We start from the raw sequence: 20624 nt of genomic DNA, 5'->3' as shown, positions 1-20624 counted from the left end.
TAAATTTTAAACATAAATAACTTTAAATCAGTTAATTATATCCTAAATATCAGTTTTACTTATTAACATTTATTACCTTTATGTTATAACAACAATAATTAAAATTCTCCTATTATGAAAGCTATAATCAAAGGTTTGCTCGTAACCTTATTGCTCATTCTTACGGCCTTTATTCAACTTAATGCACAAACTCAAAACTACCTCACCTCCGCAGGTAATCAGCTTTTTGATATCTCTGGCAAAGAAGTCAGACTGACTGGTGTAAATTGGTTTGGCTTTGAAACTGCTTTGTATAGACCGCACGGTGTTTGGTCCAGGGATATGAAAAGCGTGTTACAACAAATAAAAGATTTAGGATTTAATACTATTAGGGTACCTTGGTGTAATGAAATGTTAAATCCTGGTGCTTCAATTAATATTAATTCTTATGGTACTGATCCTTACACTGGAATTTCTCCTATGAATGAAGAGGAAGCCACAGTAACTAAACCAATAGAATTACTTGACATTTTTGTTAATTGGTGCCAAGCTAACGATATAAAAATTGTTTTGGACAATCACTCTCGGGCTGCCGACGGATTTTTAAACGAAGCTTTTTGGTATACTCCTGAATATTCCGAAGAACGATGGATTAACGATTGGATTTTTTTAGCAGAACGTTACAAAGGAAAATCCGCAGTAGTAGCTATGGATTTAAATAACGAACCCCACGGATCTACTTGGGGAAACAGCAACCCTGCAACTGACTGGAACAAGGCAGCGGAGCGTTGCGGAAATGCAGTTTTAGCAGTAAATCCTGACGTGTTAATCATTATAGAAGGTGTGGGTGAGTTTGAAGGAGATTCCTACTGGTGGGGAGGACAGCTCAAGGGTGCTGAAAAATATCCAATTCAATTATCCAATCAGCAAAAGCTAGTATATTCAGCACACGAATACGGCCCTGAAGTTTCGGAACAAGACTGGTTTAATGCAAACAACTTTCCTAATAATATGCCTGGTCTTTGGGAAGAACATTTTCATTACTTATATAAAAATAACGCATCCCCTATTTTTATTGGCGAGTTTGGTATAAAAAACCAAGATGCATTTAACGGTATTGCTTTTACTTGGTTTACAGAATTCATGGATTTTATGGGGGATATCTATTCTTGGACATTTTGGACCATGAATCCTAATTCGGGGGATACTGGAGGTATTTTACAAGATGATTGGCTAAGTGTTAATCAATGGAAAATGGATGTACTTTCACCTCATTTTGCTCCTTTAATTCCTAACGTAATCAACAGAACACCTTCGCCTAATCGAGCGCCAATAGCTAGTTTTTTTGGTGGTATTACGATTCCTTGCGAAACTGGAGGAAATATAGGATCATTTAGTGCTAGTAGCTCCTCTGACCCAGATGGAGACACTCTTACTTATTCATGGGATTTAGGTGATGGCACTACTGCCACTGGCTTAAATGTTTCTCATAATTATGCTAACCTTGATTCTGCAACTGTAACACTTACCGTTTCAGATGGCGAATTAACTAATTCTACAACTCAACAATTTGAAGCACTGGCTACACCTTGTGCGGCTCCTGAAATACTATCATTAATTATAGTACCCAGTGCAATTGAAGGAACTACTACATCCACAATTAATTTTGATGCTATCATAACAACTACAAGAAATTTTGATGTGAGTTACTCTTGGGATTTTGATAATGGAACTACTGCTTCCGAAGCTTCTACACAAGCTACCTTTACAGAAGTAAACACTTATAATGTAACTGTTACAGCCACAGGCCCCACAAATTCTTTAACGGAATCAATACAAATTACTATTACTGCTCCTATTCCAGTTGAAAATAACCTTTCAATAAATTACCGAAACGGTGTGGCTAATGCTACTGACAATGCCATAAATCCACATTTTCAAATTGTAAACAATGGATCCACCGCAATCGCTTACGACGACCTAGCCATTCGGTACTGGTTCACCTCCGAAGACAATAACGATCTTAATTTTTGGTGCGATTGGGCACAATTGGGTACTGGAAATGTCCAAGGAACTTTTGGCACAGCCAATGGAATGGATTATTTGGAAGTTACCTTTAATTCCAATGCTGGATTACTTGCTCCTAACTCAAGTTCTGGCAATATACAAACACGCTTTTCAAAAACAAATTGGAGTAATTTTAATGAAGTTGATGACTATTCTTACGATAGTAATAAAATAAATTATACGCCACATGACAAAACAACCTTGTACCAAAATGGTAATTTAGTTTGGGGTACAATACCTACTGGTACAGCTGCTAAACTTCTTGATGAAAATTCTTTTTCTATATATTCAGCATTTAACAGTAATCAAATAATTTTTAAAAGCACCTATGAATTGAGCAATACACTATTAAAAATTTATGATCTTTACGGAAAACAAATTAAAACAAAGCACTATAGTGTCATACAAAATTCTGCCATAAATGTTTCTGATATTAATCCTGGGTTGTATGTCATTGAAATAGTTACCCCCAGTAGCAAAAAATCTAAAATTATTCACATAAAATAACCCTTCGACTAACATATCATATTTCAACTTTGAGAGGCTTTACAGCCTCTCTTTTTTGGTTATTACCCCATTACTTTCCCTTTTCGTTTGAAAAGCTTAGTTATTTTCCCCATCAACAATTCCTCTGAAAATGGTTTAGCCAAAAAAGAATCAATACCATTGATAGCGCATAAATTTTCAATGTTTAATGTTTTAATTGCTGATATTCCTAATATTGGAACATCCTTAATAAATTCGTCAGAATACTCTTTTCTAATTTTTACTGCTAAATCAAAGCCTGACATAGCTCCTAATTTAATATCCAAAATAAGTAAATCATACGTACGGTGCTCTATTGCTTTTATGGCTTCTTCGGCGGTAGAAACTACATCAACAAAAAAGCAACCTTGATTAAGCAGTAAACGTGTAATTAAGTATTGTGTGCTTCTTTTATTTTCTACTACCAACACTCTATATCTACCTGACTTAGGGATTTCTAATTTAGGTATCGGTGTACTTTCTTTTTCATTAGTTCCTAAATTATGACGCAGCCTGATATCTAATACAAATTTGGTTCCTTTACCTAACTCACTTTCAACAGCTATTTTTCCTTTCATAAGGTGCACAAGGTTTTTAACCACATGTAATCCTAAACCAGAACCCTCGCCTTTATCGTTGTGCTGTACAAAGGCCTCGAACATGGATGCCTGATGTTCTTTATCCACTCCAATACCTGAATCTTCTACCTCAAATTGAACAATTTGCTTTTTGTATTTACCTCCTATTTTAGAAACCTTGAACTTTACAAAGCCTTCTTCTGTATATTTAAAGGAGTTATTCAGTAAATTGTTTACTATTTGATAAATCCGGGTTTTATCACCCACCATCTGAGCATTAAGCTTACTATCGATATTCACTTCAAATTCAAGCGCATTTTCTTCAGCAATATGTTTATAGGAATCCACAATAGAGTCAATCAATTCTATAAGATCGAATGGTTCTTCTAATAATTGAAAACTTCCTGTCTCAATTTTAGAAAGATCAAGCATATCCCCAAAAATACGTTCCAAATATTCACTTTCGCGAATGATAATTTGAATTAACTCTTCTTGCTCATAACTTAAATCCGTTTTTTTAAGTAAATCCAAAAAACCTTTAATTGATGTAATGGGCGTACTTACCTCATGGTTAATATTTGCTATAAAATCATTTTTGAAAGACTCTTTTTCAAGTAATAATTTATTCGAAAATTCCAACTCCTGATTTCGGATTATGGATTCATTTCGTTCTTGCGAAATTTTATTTAATTTCTTGTAAGCTGCCGAATAATCAAATATAACCACATGTATTTCAGATAATTCAATAGTGACATTGATATCACAAATTCGTTCCTCTGTAACACTACCTATAGCTAAATGCACGCATGGAAAACTAAATTCGTTATCATTTGGCGAGTACGTTTGCTGTAATCCTTTGACTATTTCAAAAAAAGGATGTAAATCATAAATACTATCTCCTTCACTTACACTTGTAAATAAATTAGCATCACTAAACGACACTACCCCAGTATGATTACAGGTAATTAACTGAACCTTATCGTTGAATTTTCTTTTGTTTGAATCGCCCATTTTTTTGATCCTAATTTGTTAAATCAACGGCGATATCCACAAATAATTCTGGAACATTTTCACCTGTTTTAGCACTTGTTAAACAATCATAATTTACTTGATGTTCTTCCAAACTTTCTTGTACTTTTTTTAAAGCAACCGTATCTATTTTATTTCCAACAATTTTAATTAAAACATTAGGGTAGCTTTTTTTCAAAAAATCAATTTGTTTATTGATATTTTTATAAGTATCAATTCTAGTCAAATCAAAAACATACACAAAAGCGTGAGAGCCCAACAAATAAGCGCTTCTGCTTTCGGAAATTTCTTCATGACCTTCTGTGTCCCATAAAATCATAGATAATGTGGTTCCATTATCCATAGCAATTACTTTTTTTTGAATTTGAACTCCTAAAGTGGATTTATAATCTTCCGAAAAGGCATCATCAATAAATCGGCGAAATAATGAAGTTTTACCCACTCCAAAGGCGCCTACTAAGGCTATTTTTTTAGATAATTTGTTCACTAAAATATGTTTTTAAACGTGTTGAAAATACACTACTGTTATTTATATCTTCTTTTGAAATTCCCTTTTCCGCAAAATCAAGGATCTTGTCTTCTAAAGCATCCTTAAATTCGTTAGTATAAGTACCACTCACTACTGCAGCAACATAATAATTGTAAAAATTTTGAATATGTAATGTATATAACTCATAAACAATCGTTTCCAAACTTTGACCTCCAAGCTTAAAGGCGTCTTCTACAAAACTTTTAATTGCTGTTAGCATCCCTGCAATTAATTCGTCATCCATTGTATCAAACTCTTCTTTTGCATATTTTGCTACTAATATCCCCGATTCTTTTTCAACAATAAAAATTTGTAAAACACTGGCCTGATTTGAGTTTACAATAATTTCATTGGCCATATTCTTTTTTCCTAGCTTGCTCCTAAAAAAGTTTTTGAATGAAAATGCTTTTTTCAACTGAGTATTTATTCGATCATTTAGCAATCTCATTTCATTAGCAATATACTTTTTTATCATTTTTCCAATGATGGGAAATAAAGCTTCAACTACAGCATCTTGCGAATTTTTAATTTCTGTTTTAAGCGCACTCGTTATTACTGGCGATAGTTGCTTAGGCATTTCCGCAATCAATTGATTAATTTTTTTATCAATCAGCGGATCTACTTTTGCTGCCAATTCCGATGATTGATTTAGTGTATTGGAAAGTTGCTCCACCTGAGCTATAAGAGAGTTAGTAACCTCTTTTTCCTCCGTAAGTAAAATTTTCTTTAAAAGTTCGAGTCGCTCATTTTGCTCCATTGCAATCAATTATTGATTACTCACTAATTTGATTTCCCAACTTTACCAAAAGTGCGCCAAGAGTCTTTTTATCGACTTTTTTTGCTTCTAAGTCTTCCGCTTTATCAGCTATTGTTGTTTCTAATTCAGTAATTCGGATATTTAAATCCGTACTTAAATTATCAATCAAGCCATTTAACTCTTGGCGTGTTTCATCTATAAAATCTTTAAGCTCATTTCTTTTTAAAAGAATTTCTTTTTTAAGAGCATCAAATTCAGAATCGTAAGCTTGAATATTTTCTCCAAAAATTAAATTTTTAATAGCTTCAATTTTTGATCCCGCATCGAGTTTTCCATTTGGGGGAGTATCAGTTTCAATAGTATTTTTAGACATGATATATATTGGATTCGTTGTTGGCTACTACTACGTAAAGATAGCATTTTCTTACATATAGATCAGTAACTTTAAATCCTTATGTAAAGTTTCACCAATTAATTGAAGTTGCTTAAATTTGCAATTAATTTTTTTAAGGCAACTATTGAGCCAAAAAATAGGTAATCGTTAAAATGAGAGTATTTAAATTTGGAGGAGCATCCGTAAAAGATGCTGCAGGTGTTGAAAATGTAGTTAGTGTACTACAAAAAGTGGGGCATAAAAATACCCTTGTTGTAGTTTCAGCAATGGGAAAAACAACCAATGCTTTGGAAGTTGTTATTGAGCAATATCGCGATAAAAATCCAGAACTTTCCAATAGCATTAAAACTTTAAAGGATGCACACACTGGTATTTTAACCGACCTATTTAAAAGTGAACAGCACCCAATTTTTGCTAAAATTAGTGCCATTTTTGATGATCTTAAAACCTTTTTAGAACGCAATAAGTCTCCTAAATACGATTACATTTATGACCAAGTGGTAAGTTACGGCGAAATTATTTCAACAACAATTTTAAGTGAATTTCTTACTCTAAAAGGGTTTGATAATGATTGGCTTGATGCGCGCACACTGGTAAAAACAAATAGCACCTACCGAGATGCAAAAGTGGATTGGGAAGCCACGCAACAAGCAATCTCAAGCACTGTTAACAAACAAAACCTGAGCATAACGCAAGGATTTATTGGCGCAGACACTAATAATTTTACTACAACGCTGGGGCGCGAAGGAAGTGACTACTCTGCCGCTATTTTTGCCTATTGCTTAAACGCAGAAAGCGTCAGCATTTGGAAAGATGTAGACGGTGTACTAAACGGTGATCCACGCGTGTTTAAAAATACAAAATTATTGAATCAAATTTCATACGAAGAGGCTATTGAATTAGCTTTTTATGGTGCTTCGGTAATACATCCAAAAACATTACAACCATTACAACAAAAAGAAATTCCTTTGTATGTAAAATCCTTTATCAATCCTGAAAATGTGGGCACATCGGTAAGTAAAGGTCAAACGCTAGAGCCTTTCATTCCATGTTTTATAGTAAAAAAGAACCAAGTATTAATTTCGCTTTCCTCTTTAGATTTTTCATTTATTGTTGAAGAAAATATTAGTGAAATTTTTAGCCTCTTCCACAAGTATCAAGTTAAAGTTGATTTAATCCAAAATACAGCCATTAGCTTTTCTGTATGTGTAAACAATAAGTTTGGACATTTACAAGACTTAATTGCCGAACTAAGAGCAAAATTTGATGTAAGCTTTGAAGAAAATGTATCCCTATACACTATCAGACATTTTGACCAAGCCGCTGCTGAAGGCTTAGAAAAAGATAAAACTATACTATTGAAGCAGTTAGGAACAGAAACTTATCAAATTGTAACCAAACAATAAGTTTCAATTAACATAATCATAAAGTACTCAACTTACTTTTGGTAGTATTTACATATTTAAATACCCAAAATGAGTTTAGTCGCTGTAAACGATCTATCAAAATTATTACGTATAACAAAACTTGGTCCAATTGGTTCCCTTATTAGTTGGACTATTCTTAAAATAACTCGCATAAGTAAAATCAATAAAAGGTACCAAAAAAACAAGCATTTATCTTGTCAGGATTTTATTGATGTTACGCTTAAAGAATATAAAATAACCTACCGAATCCCAAAAAAAGATTTAAAAAATATTCCTGATTATGGCCCTTTTGTTACTATTTCAAATCATCCTTTTGGCGGTATCGAAGGTTTAATCATTTTAAAAACACTGCACAAAAAAAGACCCGACTACAAAGCCATTGCCAATTTTTTATTACAACGCTTTGACCCTTTATCTGAAGCCATTATAGCTGTAAACCCTTTTGAAAACCATCAAAATAAAAAATCGAGTATTGGCGGACTCAAAGAAGCTATTTTTCATTTAAAAGAAGGCAAACCTTTTGGTGTTTTCCCTGCTGGAGAAGTAAGCAACATTAAAAAAGGAGATTATTACATTGATAAGCCCTGGAATGATGGTGTAATGCGGCTAATCCGAAGAGCTAAAGTACCTGTAGTACCCTTTTATTTTCACGGAAAAAACAGCAAACTTTTTTATCGTTTGGCGGCAATACATCCATTATTACAAAGTGCAAAATTACCTAGCGAATTATTTAGTCAAAAAAATAAAATCATCCAAATACGTATAGGAAAACCAATCAGCGTAAAAAAACAGCAACAATACACGGACATTTTTGAATACAAAGCCTTTCTACGAAAAAAAACATACCTGCTAGCCAAATCCTTTGACAAAACTCGGCTTGCCGATAAACTTCCAAAAAAAGCATCTTTAAAAAAAATTAAGAATATTATTGATCCTATCAGCAAAAAAATTCTCGTTGAAGAAATTGATAACTGTATCGCTAAAAAGCTAAGCCTATTTAAAACCCAATCATTTGAGTTATTTTTGGCTCAAAAAAAAGACATTCCCAACATACTCACTGAAATTGGCCGATTGCGTGAAATTACTTACCGAACTATCGGCGAAGGCACAAACCAGTCAGTTGATTTAGACAAATACGACAATTACTACAGACACCTTTTTCTTTGGGATACAAAAAATCAAGATATTATTGGAGCTTACCGCATGGGATTTGGTAACGAGATTATGACCAACTATGGCATTAAAGGGTTTTATTTACATAGTCTATTTCGGTTTGAACCTGAGTTATACCCTATGCTGGAAAATTCCATTGAAATGGGAAGGTCTTTTATAAGAAATGAATATCAAAAACAACCGCTGCCTTTATTTCTTTTATGGAAAGGTATTATGCATTGCACCCTAAAATTTCCCAATCACAATTTTTTAATTGGAGGCGTTACTATTAGTGATAAATTTAGTTCATTTTCCATGTCATTAATGGTTGAGTTTATGAAATCCAATTACTACGACCCAATAATTGCACAGTTTGTAAAACCCAAAAAAGAATACAAAGTAACGCTAACTGATCCTGACAAAGGATTCGTTTTTGATGAATCAAAAAAGAACCTCAAACAACTCGAGGAAATTATTGCTGATATAGAACCTGACGGACTTCGGATTCCTGTATTATTAAAAAAGTATGTTAAACAAAACGCAAAAGTAATTGCTTTTAATGTAGATCCTTTGTTTAACAATGCTGTTGATGGATTAATGTACATTAAAATCAGCGACTTACCTGATAACACCGTTAAACCACTACTCCAAGAAATTGAAAATCAAATAGAAACTAATTAATTTACTATTTTTATTTTTACACAAAACCGATAAAAAGCTCGTTAGTAATGATGATTTATCGATAAACAAAGGCAACTTATATTTTTATGGTAATTTTCAGAAAAATATAAATTTTCTTGTTAAGTTTATCTTATGGTACCGACAACACTCCTACAAATCATTATTCAAAATGCGCTTAATAATTATACTACTCTTAGCTACAATTTCTTTCGCTAGTTTTAGTGATGGAAAAATATTTGTTTCTGAAAGTTTTCCTTCTGGCAGTAAAAAAGCTGAAGGATGGATGATGAATTCTAAAAAAATGGATTATTGGCATTATTTTCATGAAAATGGCAATATAAAATCAAAAGGTAATTACACTAATAATAGCAAGGATGGTTACTGGTTTTATTACAATTCAAATGGAAAAACAGCAAAAGAAGGGCATTTTAATAACGGAAAAACAACAAAATGGTGGATTTTTTATAATGTAAACGATTATGATAAAGAAAAGTGTTTATACCAAAAAGATGGTATAACACGTTTTTGTTTGGTATATAAAAATGGAAAATTGGTTAAAGCTTGTAAATATAAAAATGATGTTTTTTCAAAACAATGGACCAGTATAAGTAGTTTTAAGCGCGATAACCCTCATTTTTCATTTTGAAGTACTCCCAAATAAAAGTTATTATTCCTGCAATTAACGAGGAAGATTCACTTCCTAAAGTAATTGCTGAAATTCCCAATATTGTTTCCGAAATAATTGTTGTCAATAATGGCTCTACGGATAATACTGCCAAAGTAGCTAAACTTGCTGGCGCAACAGTTTTAGATGAACCTAATAAAGGTTACGGAAACGCTTGTTTACGCGGTCTTAAATGTATAGCTGCAAGCAAAACAACTCCAGACATCATTGTTTTTTTAGATGGTGACTACAGTGACTACCCGCAAGAAATGATCAATATTTTAGATCCTATATTAACCAAAGATATTGATTTTGTTATTGGTGCCAGAGTTGCTGAGTATCGCGAAAAAGGATCAATGACCTTTCCGCAACGGTTTGGTAATTGGTTAGCTACTTTTTTAATGCGCTTACTTTTCAAATCAACTTTTACTGACCTTGGACCGTTTAGAGCAATTAAATATGATAAGTTAGTTTTACTTGAAATGGAAGACAAAACTTATGGTTGGACTGTTGAAATGCAACTAAAAGCATTGAAACATAAACTAACCTATACCGAAATACCTGTGCACTATAAAAAACGAATTGGCGTTTCAAAAGTGAGTGGCACAATTAAAGGTGCTATATTTGCAGGCATTAAAATACTAAGTTGGATTTTTAAATACAGTTTTTAACATATGGACTTGGCAATTGTAATTACATACACTATCGCCTTAATATTTATCTTTTTGTACAGTTTGGCACAACTAAACTTACTTTTTGCATATTTGAAAGCGAAGAAAAAAGCACAAGAAGAAGATGGCCCCACCTTTGACTTATCCAATCCTAACGAAGTCCCGCACGTAACCGTTCAGCTTCCTGTTTACAATGAACTTTACGTGATGGAACGTTTGTTGGATAATATTGCGCTGTTGGATTATCCAAACAACAAATTAGAAATACAAGTTTTAGATGACTCTACCGATGAATCTGTCAACACTACACTTTCTAAAATAAAAGCCTTAAAGGAAAAAGGACTTGATATTGTACACATACACCGTACCAATCGTACTGGTTTTAAAGCAGGCGCACTAAAAGAAGGACTTTGTGAAGCCAAGGGTGAGTTTATTGCCATTTTTGACGCCGACTTTTTACCTAAACCTGACTGGTTAAAACAAACTGTTCCGCATTTTAAAAATCCTAAAATTGGCGTGGTTCAGACACGTTGGGGACATATTAATCGAGATTATTCAGTACTTACTAAAATACAAGCCTTTGCTCTGGATTTCCATTTTACCATGGAACAAGTAGGTAGAAACATAAAAAAACACTTTATTAATTTTAATGGTACCGCAGGTATTTGGCGTAAATCATGCATACTTGATGCAGGCAACTGGCAAGGCGATACCCTTACCGAAGATTTAGATTTAAGCTACCGTGCACAACTGAAAAAATGGGAATTTAAGTATTTAGAACAAGTAGAAACTCCTGCCGAACTCCCTGTAGTAATAAGTGCAGCACGATCGCAACAATTCCGTTGGAATAAGGGTGCTGCTGAAAACTTTAAAAAAACCTTTAAATCTGTATTGGCCAATAAAGAACTTTCGTTTAGCACTAAAGTGCACAGTTTTTTCCACTTATTGAATAGCTCCATGTTTTTGTTGGTACTTTTTGTTGCCGTTATGAGCGTGCCTATACTTTATATTAAAAACAGTAATCCCATGTTTAGCTGGTATTTTAACCTTATTGGATTTTTTGCTTTAAGTACGGTTATATTTTTTACGTGTTATTGGGTTACTTACAAAGAAATTCATGGATCTGGAGCTAAAAACTTTTTATCGTATATCAAAATGTTTTTTACTTTCTTTTCAGTAGCCATGGGTTTTTCAGTACATAATAGTGTTGCCGTACTAGAAGGGCATTTGGGAAAACGAAGTGAATTTGTGCGTACTCCTAAATTCAATATGAAAAATTTAAGCGATTCCTGGAAGGACAATAAATACATCAACAAAAATTTATCAACAAACACCATAATTGAAGCTTTTTTAATGTGTTATTTTGCTTTTGCATTGTACAGCGGATATCAGCTTCAGGATTTTGGTTTGGTTATTTTTCATACCATGCTATTTTTTGGTTTTGCTTTTGTTTTCTTTAAATCCATTTTATCAAAAGTATAATGAAATGGACTGCAAAATGGAGCATTTCCCTTTTTGTACTATTATGTAGTTGCCTACTTTATATTTACGTAAGCTACTTTTTACCAAGAACAAATTTTATTACACTGGCAACTTGTTGGATCAGCCTATTTGCTTGTAGCTATTATTTAATCCAACATGCTGTATTTTCGGTAAAGCAATTAACCACAATAGCCATTTTATTTAGAATGCTGATGCTATTTGAAATCCCAGAACTTTCACAGGATTTCTACCGTTTTATTTGGGACGGACGCATGCTATTAAAGGGATTCAATCCGTATTTATATACCCCAAAAAATTTAATAGCGCAAAGTAACCCTATTGTAAATCAAGCTCAAAAACTAGTAACAGGCATGGGAGAACTTAATGCCAGCCACTATACTAACTACCCTCCTTTTAGTCAACTTTGTTACGTTATAGCTGCCATTTTTGGAAGTAAATCCATACTCATCAGTGTAATTAGTATGCGTATTCAAATAATTTTAGCTGATATTGGGATTCTTTATTTTGGAAAAAAAATAATTAAACAACTACAACTCCCTGTTAAAAACATTTTCCTGTATATCTTAAATCCCTTTGTTATTATTGAACTGACAGGCAACCTGCATTTTGAAGCCGTTATGACCTTCTTTTTAGTTCTTAGCTTATATTTTTTATTCAAAAAAAAATGGATAATTGCCGCTGTGGCATTAGGGCTTTCTATAAGTGTAAAATTAATTACGTTATTATTTTTACCTGTGTTTGCTCTATTTTTTATTCCTCACCTATTTAGCTCAAAAAAATGGGTACAAACTAAAAAAAAGATATTTTAAATTACTTGTTATTTTGTTTATTGGTGATTGGCACCAATTTAGTATTATTTGCTCCCTTTTTGTCCAGTCAATTTGTAGCTAATTTTAGTAAAACTATCAGTTTATGGTTTCAGAATTTTGAATTTAATGCCAGTATCTATTATATTGTACGTTGGATAGGTTACAAAATTGTTGGTTGGAATATTATTGCTAAAGCAGGAAAAATTTTACCCTTAGTAGCCATTTCATTTATTGCAATATTTAGCTTGGCGCGAAGAAATTATTACCCCAAAGTACTAATCGAAAGTATGCTTTTTGCTATTACATCATACCTGTTTTTATCAACCACAGTACACCCTTGGTATTTGACTATTCCCTTAGCTTTGTCTTGCTTTACCCATTTTAAATACCTTTGGGTTTGGAGCTTAACCGTAATTTTTAGCTATTTTGCGTATTCCAATCCTGAATTTAAAGAAAATTTAAGCTTGGTTGCTCTAGAATATCTTATTGTGATTGTCTTTTTTGTTTACGAATTTTTTTTCAGCGCTTTTAAAAATGGATTACAACAAACAAAGAAAAATTAGAGTCTTATCTTTAATAGCAATCAGTTTTTTAAGATCAAAATAAGGGAATTGTACATTTGAGATTACATTTTTTAAAATCTGAGAGATAACGCTGCTATCAATTATTTTGGTTCTAATTCTAAATTACTCAAATAAAAATTAAGAGTTTTATGATTAAACAAAATTAAAAGCACAACCGTAACTATACTCTAGTGTCTCATTTCAAAAAAAATGGTCAATTTAAAGATTAAAACGGTAGTATTACTAAAACAATTAATATGAAAAATCCAAAAGTACTTTTATATAGTATTATCCTGTTTACGATCAATCAAACTTACAGTCAAAAGTTGAATTTAGATAACTACAAATGGAAAAACAGACTGTTTTTAGTCGTTACAAATGACTCAATTAACCAACAAACGCAGACGCAATTAAAGGAAATTAGCAACCTAAAGGATAATTTTATAGAACGAAAATTAGTGTTAATTGAAATTCAAAAAAACAAATATCGCATAACAGATTATTCCGATGACAAAAAAACAGACTGGGTAATCGCCAACCAAATACATAAAAAGTATATTGATAATAAAGCCCCTTTCCGCGTAATACTAATTGGTTAAGATGGTGGTGTAAAAATGAACCAGACCAAAGTAATAAGCGCCAAAAAATTATTTACAAAAATAGATGCCATGCCCATGCGGGAAGCTGAATTAAACAATAAGTAAAGTGGTACAACTTTGAAACAACATCCTGTTCCAAATTTCCAGCTATAACTAAGCCAACATCCTCATATTAATCACTTCTTGTTTGGACAACTCTCTCCAACGTCCTCTAGGAAGGTCTTTTTTAGTCAATCCGCCAAAAACAACACGATCCAAATGGTTAACTTTATAACCTAGCGCCTCAAATATTCGGGTAACAATTCTGTTTTTTTGAGAATTTAGCTGTATGCCAATTTCGCGTTTAGAAGCATCACTAACAAACGAAAGCTCTTGTACTTTTACAATATGATCATCGATACGTACACCTTCTAATATTTTTTCAAAATCTTGTTGTACTAAATTTTTATCCAGTTCCACATGATAAATCTGGCGAATTCTTCCTGAGCCATTCATATTACCTAAAAATGAATCATCATTAGAAAGCAACAATAACCCCGAACTATTACGCTCCATTTTGCCTACCGGCTTTAAAAACGATTTTGAAGCCGCTTGTAATAATGCGTATACCGATTTTTTTTCGTTGCTTGTATTTGCCGCAATCGTATACCCTTTTGGTTTATTGATTAATATGTATGCGTTTTTTACAGGTCGGATCAGCTGCCCATCAAATCGAACTTCATCAGTAAGTTTTACTTTATAACCCATTTCAGTTACTACTACTCCATTTACTTTTACACTCCCAGTTGAAATGTATAAATCCGCATCTTTACGCGTACATATCCCCGAATTACCAATATATTTATTCAAACGCATGGTGTCCGGACTTTGTGCTGCCTGCTTTTTGGATTTTATAGGCCGGGCTTGTTGCGGCTTTTCCATGTTCTTTTTTTGAACACTTTTCCCTTTGCGTAAACCTGTAGACTTTTTGTTTCGATTATTCTGAGCCTGACTCATAACTTAAAATTTGCGCAAAGATAGACTATTATACCCGCGCTTACTTTATTTTTTACAAAGATCTGCATGACTTAATAGTTATGCTAGATCTCATTTTAAATAACTCAACTATAAATTAGGAATTTTTTGTTTTACAAGGAAGTATGTATGACCATAATTTTACCTACAGTACGAAGTATCATGTAAAAAAACACTTAAAAAGAGAAATTCACTATTGAAAACAGTATCAATGGCTAATTTAAACCAATTTGAAAATGTTGAGTCACAAAAGAAAAACAATCAAATAAAACCAAAATTGTTTGACTTTCATTTAAAGCAGTCTTTTTAACCAAGACAATTCAATAAGCGTAATACAAAATACCCCAGTAACAATAACAAACTTGAGCAAATTATGCAACACTACGTATTGCTTTTTGGTACTGGCTTTTTTTAAAAGAACTCCAAACAACAACAGCATTACAGCTGTCATCCAAAAAAAATAATACATCTTTCCTAATGGAAAAATATATACCAATGACATTGCAGTACCAATTGAAGCTATAGCTAACCCTACTAATATTTTTTTTGATGCCGACTCACCAAAAACAATTGGTATTGTTCTATTCCCTACGGCAGCATCTCCCCTCAAATTTTCTAAATCTTTGACCAATTCACGCATAAGTATAATCAAACCTAAAAAGGTAGCATGTACAAAGATTACGGAATCGTAATTTTTATAGTATAAAAAAATGGCAAAAAATGGCAAAATTGCCAAAAACGTGGCTACAATATTTTTAATAAACAACAATCGTTTAAGCTTGTGCGAGTACAACCAAATTGCAAAAATGTAGCCTGAAAAAAACAATACTGCTCTAAATGAAACGTAACTAGCAATAATTACGGCAATAAAGTTGGCTATAAAATAGATGGTTAATTTGGTTTGTTGGCTGACTAAACGATCTAACTGATATTTTTGGGGCCTGTTTATCAAATCCTTTTCACTATCGTAAAAATTATTGATAATGTAGCCCGATGCAATAGTAATAGCAGAGGCAAAAACAATACAAAAAAGGCTTTCGTCCAACAACACAGCCCTAAATGAATTTTTACCCGATAAAATAAAAATGCTTGTTACATACTGGGCTAAAAGTACTACCAGCACATTATAACCCCGTATTACTGAAAGCAAACTAAATGACTTATAAAAAAACCATTTGATTTTTCTGGAAAAGTTGGGCATGTTAAAATGTATTTATGCGGGGTTGCATAAAATAAAAATAATCATAATTTAGAAATGATACACCACTTCCAACTGATAATCTTTCAATGCTTTTTGTGCTTTTTCATAATCCATAGCAAACCCTAAAATATAACCTCCGCCACCTGAGCCGCATAATTTTAGGTAATAATCATTGGTTTCGATACCTTGTTTCCATAATGCATGGAATTGCGATGGTATCATGGGTTTAAAGTGATCTAAAACTGTACGAGACAGTTGCTTTATGTTTGAAAATAATGAAGTCACATTGCCACTTAAAAAATCCTCAACACAAGCATCCGTGTGTTTTACAAATTTATTTTTTAGCATAGTTCGAAAACCATCTTGCTTCATTTTTTCCATAAAAATGTTGACCATTGGGGCAGTTTCTCCAACTACACCACTATCGAGTAAAAAAACAGCACCTTTATTTTCATGTTGTTTTTGCGATGGAATACCTGCCGTTTCCACATTATCCTTAGAGTGGATTAATATAGGCAGACTTAAATAGCTATTTAAAGGATCTAAACCAGAACTATTCCCATGGAAAAACGATTCCATGTATGAAAAAATTTGCTTAAGTTTTAATAGCTTATCTCTAGTTAAATTTTCAAGAACAGTAATTTTATCTTCAGCGTACTTGTCATAAATAGCCGCTACCAGTGCTCCGCTACTCCCTACGCCATACCCTTGTGGAATACTGCTATCAAAATACATTCCGTTAGCAATATCTTTAAAAAGCCTAGGAGTATTAAAAACCACCAAATCAGGTTTTGCATTTTCATCCAAATAAGTAGCTAATTTCAATAAGCTTTTATTGGATGCTGCCGCCTTTTCCGTTAAATCAGTAGCTGATTTTAAAGCGCCATTATAAAAATTATAAGGAATAGAGAGCCCTTTGGAATTTTTAATAATCCCATACTCCCCAAAAAGAAGAATTTTAGAATAAAATAAAGGCCCTTTCAAACTTTAAAATTTTTGTTAATTACAAAATTACAATTTTTTAGCTCCAAATCCTAGATTATCACATATATACTGTTTATTCTGACATTTTTCTGCCAATTCCTCGTTTATGAATTCCATCACCTCCTTTTTATGTCTTTCAGGATACAGCACGTGTACATTTGCTCCTGCATCCAAAGTAAAACATACGGGTATTTCGGAAGCTTTACGGTAATTCCAAATCGCATTTATAACTTCTAAGGTATTCGACTTCATTAAAATAAAATAAGGTAATGAAGTCATCATCATAGCATGCAAAGTAAGCGCTTCGCTTTCTACTATTTCAATAAACTGATCCATATCACCGTTTTGCAATACCGCGTTCAGTTTTTCTAAATTAGCATTAGCCTGTTCAAACCTTGCTTTTGCAAATGGATGACCGTACATCAAATTATGCCCAACTGTACTGCTTACTTGCTTTTCACCTTTATCAATCAGCAAAACTGTATCTTGGTAATTTCTAAAAATTGGATGTAATTCTCCTTCAAATGGTACAGCAAACTCATTGCTGGACTTGTTTATTATTTGATGTTTCCCCCAAATAGTTACAGGTCCTTCAATACTTCGGCATGCGCTTCCCGACCCCAAACGTGCTAAAAATGAAGCTTTTTCTTTTCTTTCTACTGCGCTAAGCAAACCACCCAGTTCACACTCTATTTCAACCAAACACATAGCTAAAGCACTCATTCCACTAGCTGACGAAGCTATACCGCTACTATGCGGAAAGGTATTTTTACTATCGATAATAAATTCAAAATCTTTTAAAAACAAACAATAAGGTGCTATGCGCTCAAAAAACGTATGAATTTTAGGTACAAAACTAGGTTTTGGAGCACCTTCGAATAAGAATGTAATTGAAAAGTCATTTCCTGAGACCGCTCTTTTTTTATAAGCAATGGCTGTTTCCGTTCTGCATACATTCAATGTAAAACTCAACGAGGCATTTTCGGGAAGTTGCACAGGACGTTTCCCCCAGTATTTAACCAAAGCAATATTACTTGGTGCAGCAAAAGCTACTTTACCTTGTTTTTTGTTGTATGAAGAACCGATGGACTTGTATGTTGTACTCAAAATAAAATTTTGAACAAATATAGCTTTTGATTAACCGATATTTAAAATGCTTTTCAAAAAAAATAGTATTTTAGACAAGCAGTGTTAAAAAAATGAATAAAAAAACAATAAAAATTATCATCTCGGTTGTCGTTTGTCTCGTAGCGGGAGCTATTGGAGCCGCAGCCACTCAAACATCAGTAAACACGTGGTATCCAACACTAATCAAACCATCATTTAACCCCCCAAATTATGTATTCGGTCCGGTATGGACAGTACTGTATATTCTTATGGGAATAGCTGCTGGTAAAATTTGGAATCACGGGTTTTATCATAAATGGGTTAAAACTGCGTTATATCATTTTGGATTTCAATTAATACTAAATATTTCATGGTCTTTAGTGTTTTTTGGACTCAACGAAATTTTCGGGGCGCTTTTAGTAATTATAGGATTATTGGTTTTACTACTTTTTACCTACAAATGGTTTAAAATAGTAAATACGAATGCCGCCTACTTGCTTATTCCATATATAATATGGGTAGCTTTCGCCTCAGTGTTGAATTTTAGTATATGGCAATTAAATTAATTTAGATTTGAACAAAAAATCACTTATCCTCCAAGTTACTTTAGAATTAATTACAACAAAAGGAATTGAAAATACTTCCTTAACTGATATTATTAAAGCTGCCGATGTTGCTAAAGGCACCCTTTATCATCATTTTAAGAAAAAGGAAGAAATAATTGAAGAGTTATACACCATTCTTACTGAAGATTTTGGTACCGTAATTATGCGTAATACCGAAAACACAGAAGATGGCAGAAAAAAGTACCAAATAATGTGGTTAAATTTGTACCACTATTTTATTGACAATCCGTTGGCTTTTATTTTTTCGGAACAAATTGGGCGTTCACCTGAAATTCCTTTAAGATTAAAGGAGAAAACAAGGGTATATTATGCCGATATTGAACAGTTTTTTAGAAAGAGAATTCAAGAGAAAACTTTCCGGCAATTTAACACCCTTGTAATGCAAGAACTGTTTTTTGGTAGCGTTGTCAGTATTGTTAAAATTCATGAAAACGACCTAGTTGACCTTGAGGAACGCCATATAAAACAAGCCATTGAAATTTCATGGAAAGGTTTTTGCAGGCATTAATTTAAACACCTAAACAAGCACTAACTAAGACAATTCCTTAACTATGGAATGGGCTGCAATATATCCCCCTGTCCATGCATTTTGAAAATTAAAGCCACCTGTAATGGCGTCAACATTAAGCACCTCACCTACCAAATAACAATTTTGTAATTTGTTACATTGGTAATTTTTAAAGTTTATTTCCTTTAAATCCACACCACCAGCAGTAACAAATTCATCTTTAAAAGCACTTTTCCCATTAATAAGAAAAGTAGCACGCACCAATTGATTTGTTAACGCTGTCAGTTGCTTTTTGTTTACATCAGCCCATCGCTGATTTTCAAAAATTCCGCTTGCTAATACTAATTGCACCCACAATCGCTTTGGTAATTCATACAATGGTTTTTTTACCACTAGTTGCTTAGGATTATCTTCTTTCACCTCTTTTAAAAAAGGATGACAGGACTCAAAACTTTCAAATTTGGTCCAATTGACTAGCAAATCGAATTGATAATCCAACTCATGCAAAGTTCGCGCTCCCCATGCAGAAAGTTTTAAAATGGCGGGGCCACTGAATCCCCAATGGGTGATTAGTAAAGGACCTTCTGTTTTTAATTTAGTAGTATTTACCGAAGCTGATACCTGAACAGCCACCCCGGGTATGGAGGCAATTCGATGATCATTTGAATTAAAGGTAAACAAGGAAGGTACAGGAGGTATAGTTTTAACACCCAAACCACTCAAATGTTTCCATATTTTAGTTTGACTGCCTGTAGCTACAACTAATTTTTTCGCATAAATTTTTACTGTTTTAGTGGCAATTTCCCAACCCGCAGTTATCGGCTTAAAATTAGTCACTAGCTGCTGTTTTTGAATTTCGATGCCTAATTTATGAGCTTCCGCTAGAAAACAGTCAATAATAGATGCTGAGGAGTTGGATGCTGGAAAAATACGCCCGTCATCTTCAATTTTTAACGGCACACCTCGCTGTTCAAACCATTCCATGGTATCGCCTGTCATAAAGCTATGAAACGGTCCGCGTAATTCCTTCTCCCCCCGAGGGTAATTTTTAGCCAACTCATTGGGAATAAATTCGGCATGGGTTACATTACAACGTCCTCCGCCTGAAATACGTACTTTTTGAAGCACATTTTTAGCACGCTCCAGGATTACTACTGAAAGATTAGGATTTAAAAATGCCACGTTAATTGCTGTAAAAAAACCTGCAGCACCACCACCTATAACAACAACATCGTAGCTTTTCATTACTCTAGAAAT

Annotated in this window: 19 protein-coding genes and 1 pseudogene; 11 read left to right on the top strand and 9 right to left on the bottom strand. The window is 33.2% G+C overall.

Going from position 1 to position 20624, the window contains the following annotated elements; translation table 11 throughout:
* Positions 1–114: 114 nt before the first annotated feature.
* Positions 115–2553 carry a cellulase family glycosylhydrolase gene (locus GMC_RS0111165; RefSeq protein WP_010522209.1) on the top strand — a complete coding sequence of 813 codons (2439 nt, stop codon included), beginning with the start codon at positions 115–117 and terminating at the stop codon, positions 2551–2553.
* Between the two features lie 62 nt (positions 2554–2615).
* Here the strand turns inward: GMC_RS0111165 and GMC_RS0111160 are convergent, their stop codons facing one another.
* Genes GMC_RS0111160 through GMC_RS0111145 form a run of 4 tightly spaced genes read right to left on the bottom strand, consistent with a single transcriptional unit; the run spans position 2616 to position 5837 of the window.
* Positions 2616–4160 (bottom strand): ATP-binding response regulator, encoded by a 1545-nt coding sequence (locus GMC_RS0111160; RefSeq protein WP_010522208.1) that lies wholly within the window; start codon positions 4158–4160, stop codon positions 2616–2618.
* 10 nt (positions 4161–4170) lie between these two features.
* Entirely contained in the window at positions 4171–4665 is a 495-nt protein-coding gene (locus GMC_RS0111155) for a Rab family GTPase (RefSeq protein ID WP_010522207.1), read from the bottom strand.
* Entirely contained in the window at positions 4649–5464 is an 816-nt protein-coding gene (locus GMC_RS0111150) for a hypothetical protein (RefSeq protein WP_010522206.1), read from the bottom strand. Before GMC_RS0111150 ends, GMC_RS0111155 begins: the two co-directional genes overlap by 17 nt.
* A 16-nt stretch (positions 5465–5480) precedes the next feature.
* Positions 5481–5837: a hypothetical protein gene (locus GMC_RS0111145; protein ID WP_010522205.1), complete on the bottom strand. Its 357-nt coding sequence runs from the start codon at positions 5835–5837 to the stop codon at positions 5481–5483.
* Between the two features lie 173 nt (positions 5838–6010).
* Here GMC_RS0111145 and GMC_RS0111140 point away from each other — a divergent pair, with 173 nt between their 5' ends.
* The 8 genes and pseudogenes from GMC_RS0111140 (at position 6011) to GMC_RS0111110 (ending at position 14032) form a co-directional block, all read left to right on the top strand.
* Complete coding sequence (locus GMC_RS0111140) at positions 6011–7264, top strand: aspartate kinase (protein WP_010522204.1); 1254 nt, start codon at positions 6011–6013, stop codon at positions 7262–7264.
* A gap of 69 nt (positions 7265–7333) precedes the next feature.
* Positions 7334–9118, top strand: a complete 1785-nt coding sequence (locus GMC_RS0111135) for a GNAT family N-acyltransferase (RefSeq protein ID WP_010522203.1) — start codon at positions 7334–7336, stop codon at positions 9116–9118.
* A 169-nt stretch (positions 9119–9287) separates the two neighbouring features.
* Entirely contained in the window at positions 9288–9764 is a 477-nt protein-coding gene (locus GMC_RS0111130; RefSeq protein WP_010522202.1) for a toxin-antitoxin system YwqK family antitoxin, read from the top strand.
* Positions 9761–10453, top strand: a complete 693-nt coding sequence (locus GMC_RS0111125) for a glycosyltransferase family 2 protein (RefSeq protein ID WP_010522201.1) — start codon at positions 9761–9763, stop codon at positions 10451–10453. The genes GMC_RS0111130 and GMC_RS0111125 overlap by 4 nt, the downstream gene beginning before the upstream one ends.
* A gap of 3 nt (positions 10454–10456) precedes the next feature.
* Positions 10457–11935: a cellulose synthase family protein gene (locus tag GMC_RS0111120; protein ID WP_010522200.1), complete on the top strand. Its 1479-nt coding sequence runs from the start codon at positions 10457–10459 to the stop codon at positions 11933–11935.
* Entirely contained in the window at positions 11935–12765 is an 831-nt protein-coding gene (locus GMC_RS23460) for an MptA/MptB family glycosyltransferase (RefSeq protein WP_498365821.1), read from the top strand. The genes GMC_RS0111120 and GMC_RS23460 overlap by 1 nt, the downstream gene beginning before the upstream one ends.
* 5 nt (positions 12766–12770) lie before the next feature.
* The gene (locus GMC_RS22300; protein ID WP_238527978.1) at positions 12771–13328 is read left to right on the top strand and encodes a hypothetical protein; all 558 of its coding nucleotides are present in this window, start codon (positions 12771–12773) and stop codon (positions 13326–13328) included.
* Between the two features lie 257 nt (positions 13329–13585).
* Positions 13586–14032: pseudogene (locus GMC_RS0111110) on the top strand (DUF4174 domain-containing protein).
* A 48-nt stretch (positions 14033–14080) separates the two neighbouring features.
* Here GMC_RS0111110 and GMC_RS0111100 read toward each other — a convergent pair.
* From GMC_RS0111100 to GMC_RS0111080, 4 genes are all read right to left on the bottom strand, one after another.
* The gene (locus GMC_RS0111100; RefSeq protein WP_010522198.1) at positions 14081–14923 is read right to left on the bottom strand and encodes a pseudouridine synthase; all 843 of its coding nucleotides are present in this window, start codon (positions 14921–14923) and stop codon (positions 14081–14083) included.
* Between the two features lie 310 nt (positions 14924–15233).
* Positions 15234–16142 (bottom strand): geranylgeranylglycerol-phosphate geranylgeranyltransferase, encoded by a 909-nt coding sequence (locus GMC_RS0111090; protein ID WP_010522197.1) that lies wholly within the window; start codon positions 16140–16142, stop codon positions 15234–15236.
* 48 nt (positions 16143–16190) lie between these two features.
* Entirely contained in the window at positions 16191–17126 is a 936-nt protein-coding gene (locus GMC_RS0111085) for a mevalonate kinase family protein (RefSeq protein WP_010522196.1), read from the bottom strand.
* A 27-nt stretch (positions 17127–17153) separates the two neighbouring features.
* A complete protein-coding gene (locus GMC_RS0111080; protein WP_010522195.1) occupies positions 17154–18233 on the bottom strand; it encodes a diphosphomevalonate decarboxylase in 1080 nt (359 codons plus the stop codon).
* A 92-nt stretch (positions 18234–18325) separates the two neighbouring features.
* Between GMC_RS0111080 and GMC_RS0111075 the strand changes: the two genes are divergently transcribed.
* Positions 18326–18799, top strand: coding sequence for a TspO/MBR family protein (locus tag GMC_RS0111075; protein WP_010522194.1), 474 nt, complete (start codon positions 18326–18328; stop codon positions 18797–18799).
* Positions 18800–18806: 7 nt separating this feature from the next.
* Entirely contained in the window at positions 18807–19367 is a 561-nt protein-coding gene (locus tag GMC_RS0111070; protein ID WP_010522193.1) for a TetR/AcrR family transcriptional regulator, read from the top strand.
* Between the two features lie 24 nt (positions 19368–19391).
* On the opposite strand, the gene GMC_RS0111065 is transcribed toward GMC_RS0111070, so the two are convergent.
* Entirely contained in the window at positions 19392–20612 is a 1221-nt protein-coding gene (locus tag GMC_RS0111065; RefSeq protein WP_010522192.1) for a BaiN/RdsA family NAD(P)/FAD-dependent oxidoreductase, read from the bottom strand.
* Positions 20613–20624: the final 12 nt, after the last annotated feature.

It is taken from the genome of Aquimarina agarivorans (assembly GCF_000218485.1).
Lineage (GTDB): Bacteria > Bacteroidota > Bacteroidia > Flavobacteriales > Flavobacteriaceae > Aquimarina > Aquimarina agarivorans.
This window is presented reverse-complemented; position numbering and strand designations above follow the sequence as displayed.

Coding starts and splice junctions, on each gene's coding strand:
- GMC_RS0111165 (WP_010522209.1), top strand. CDS start 115: ATGAAAGCTATAATCAAAGGTTTGCTCGTAACCTTATTGCTCATTCTT.
- GMC_RS0111160 (WP_010522208.1), bottom strand. CDS start 4,160: ATGGGCGATTCAAACAAAAGAAAATTCAACGATAAGGTTCAGTTAATT.
- GMC_RS0111150 (WP_010522206.1), bottom strand. CDS start 5,464: ATGGAGCAAAATGAGCGACTCGAACTTTTAAAGAAAATTTTACTTACG.
- GMC_RS0111145 (WP_010522205.1), bottom strand. CDS start 5,837: ATGTCTAAAAATACTATTGAAACTGATACTCCCCCAAATGGAAAACTC.
- GMC_RS0111140 (WP_010522204.1), top strand. CDS start 6,011: ATGAGAGTATTTAAATTTGGAGGAGCATCCGTAAAAGATGCTGCAGGT.
- GMC_RS0111135 (WP_010522203.1), top strand. CDS start 7,334: ATGAGTTTAGTCGCTGTAAACGATCTATCAAAATTATTACGTATAACA.
- GMC_RS0111130 (WP_010522202.1), top strand. CDS start 9,288: ATGCGCTTAATAATTATACTACTCTTAGCTACAATTTCTTTCGCTAGT.
- GMC_RS0111120 (WP_010522200.1), top strand. CDS start 10,457: ATGGACTTGGCAATTGTAATTACATACACTATCGCCTTAATATTTATC.
- GMC_RS23460 (WP_498365821.1), top strand. CDS start 11,935: ATGAAATGGACTGCAAAATGGAGCATTTCCCTTTTTGTACTATTATGT.
- GMC_RS0111100 (WP_010522198.1), bottom strand. CDS start 14,923: ATGAGTCAGGCTCAGAATAATCGAAACAAAAAGTCTACAGGTTTACGC.
- GMC_RS0111090 (WP_010522197.1), bottom strand. CDS start 16,142: ATGCCCAACTTTTCCAGAAAAATCAAATGGTTTTTTTATAAGTCATTT.
- GMC_RS0111075 (WP_010522194.1), top strand. CDS start 18,326: ATGAATAAAAAAACAATAAAAATTATCATCTCGGTTGTCGTTTGTCTC.
- GMC_RS0111065 (WP_010522192.1), bottom strand. CDS start 20,612: ATGAAAAGCTACGATGTTGTTGTTATAGGTGGTGGTGCTGCAGGTTTT.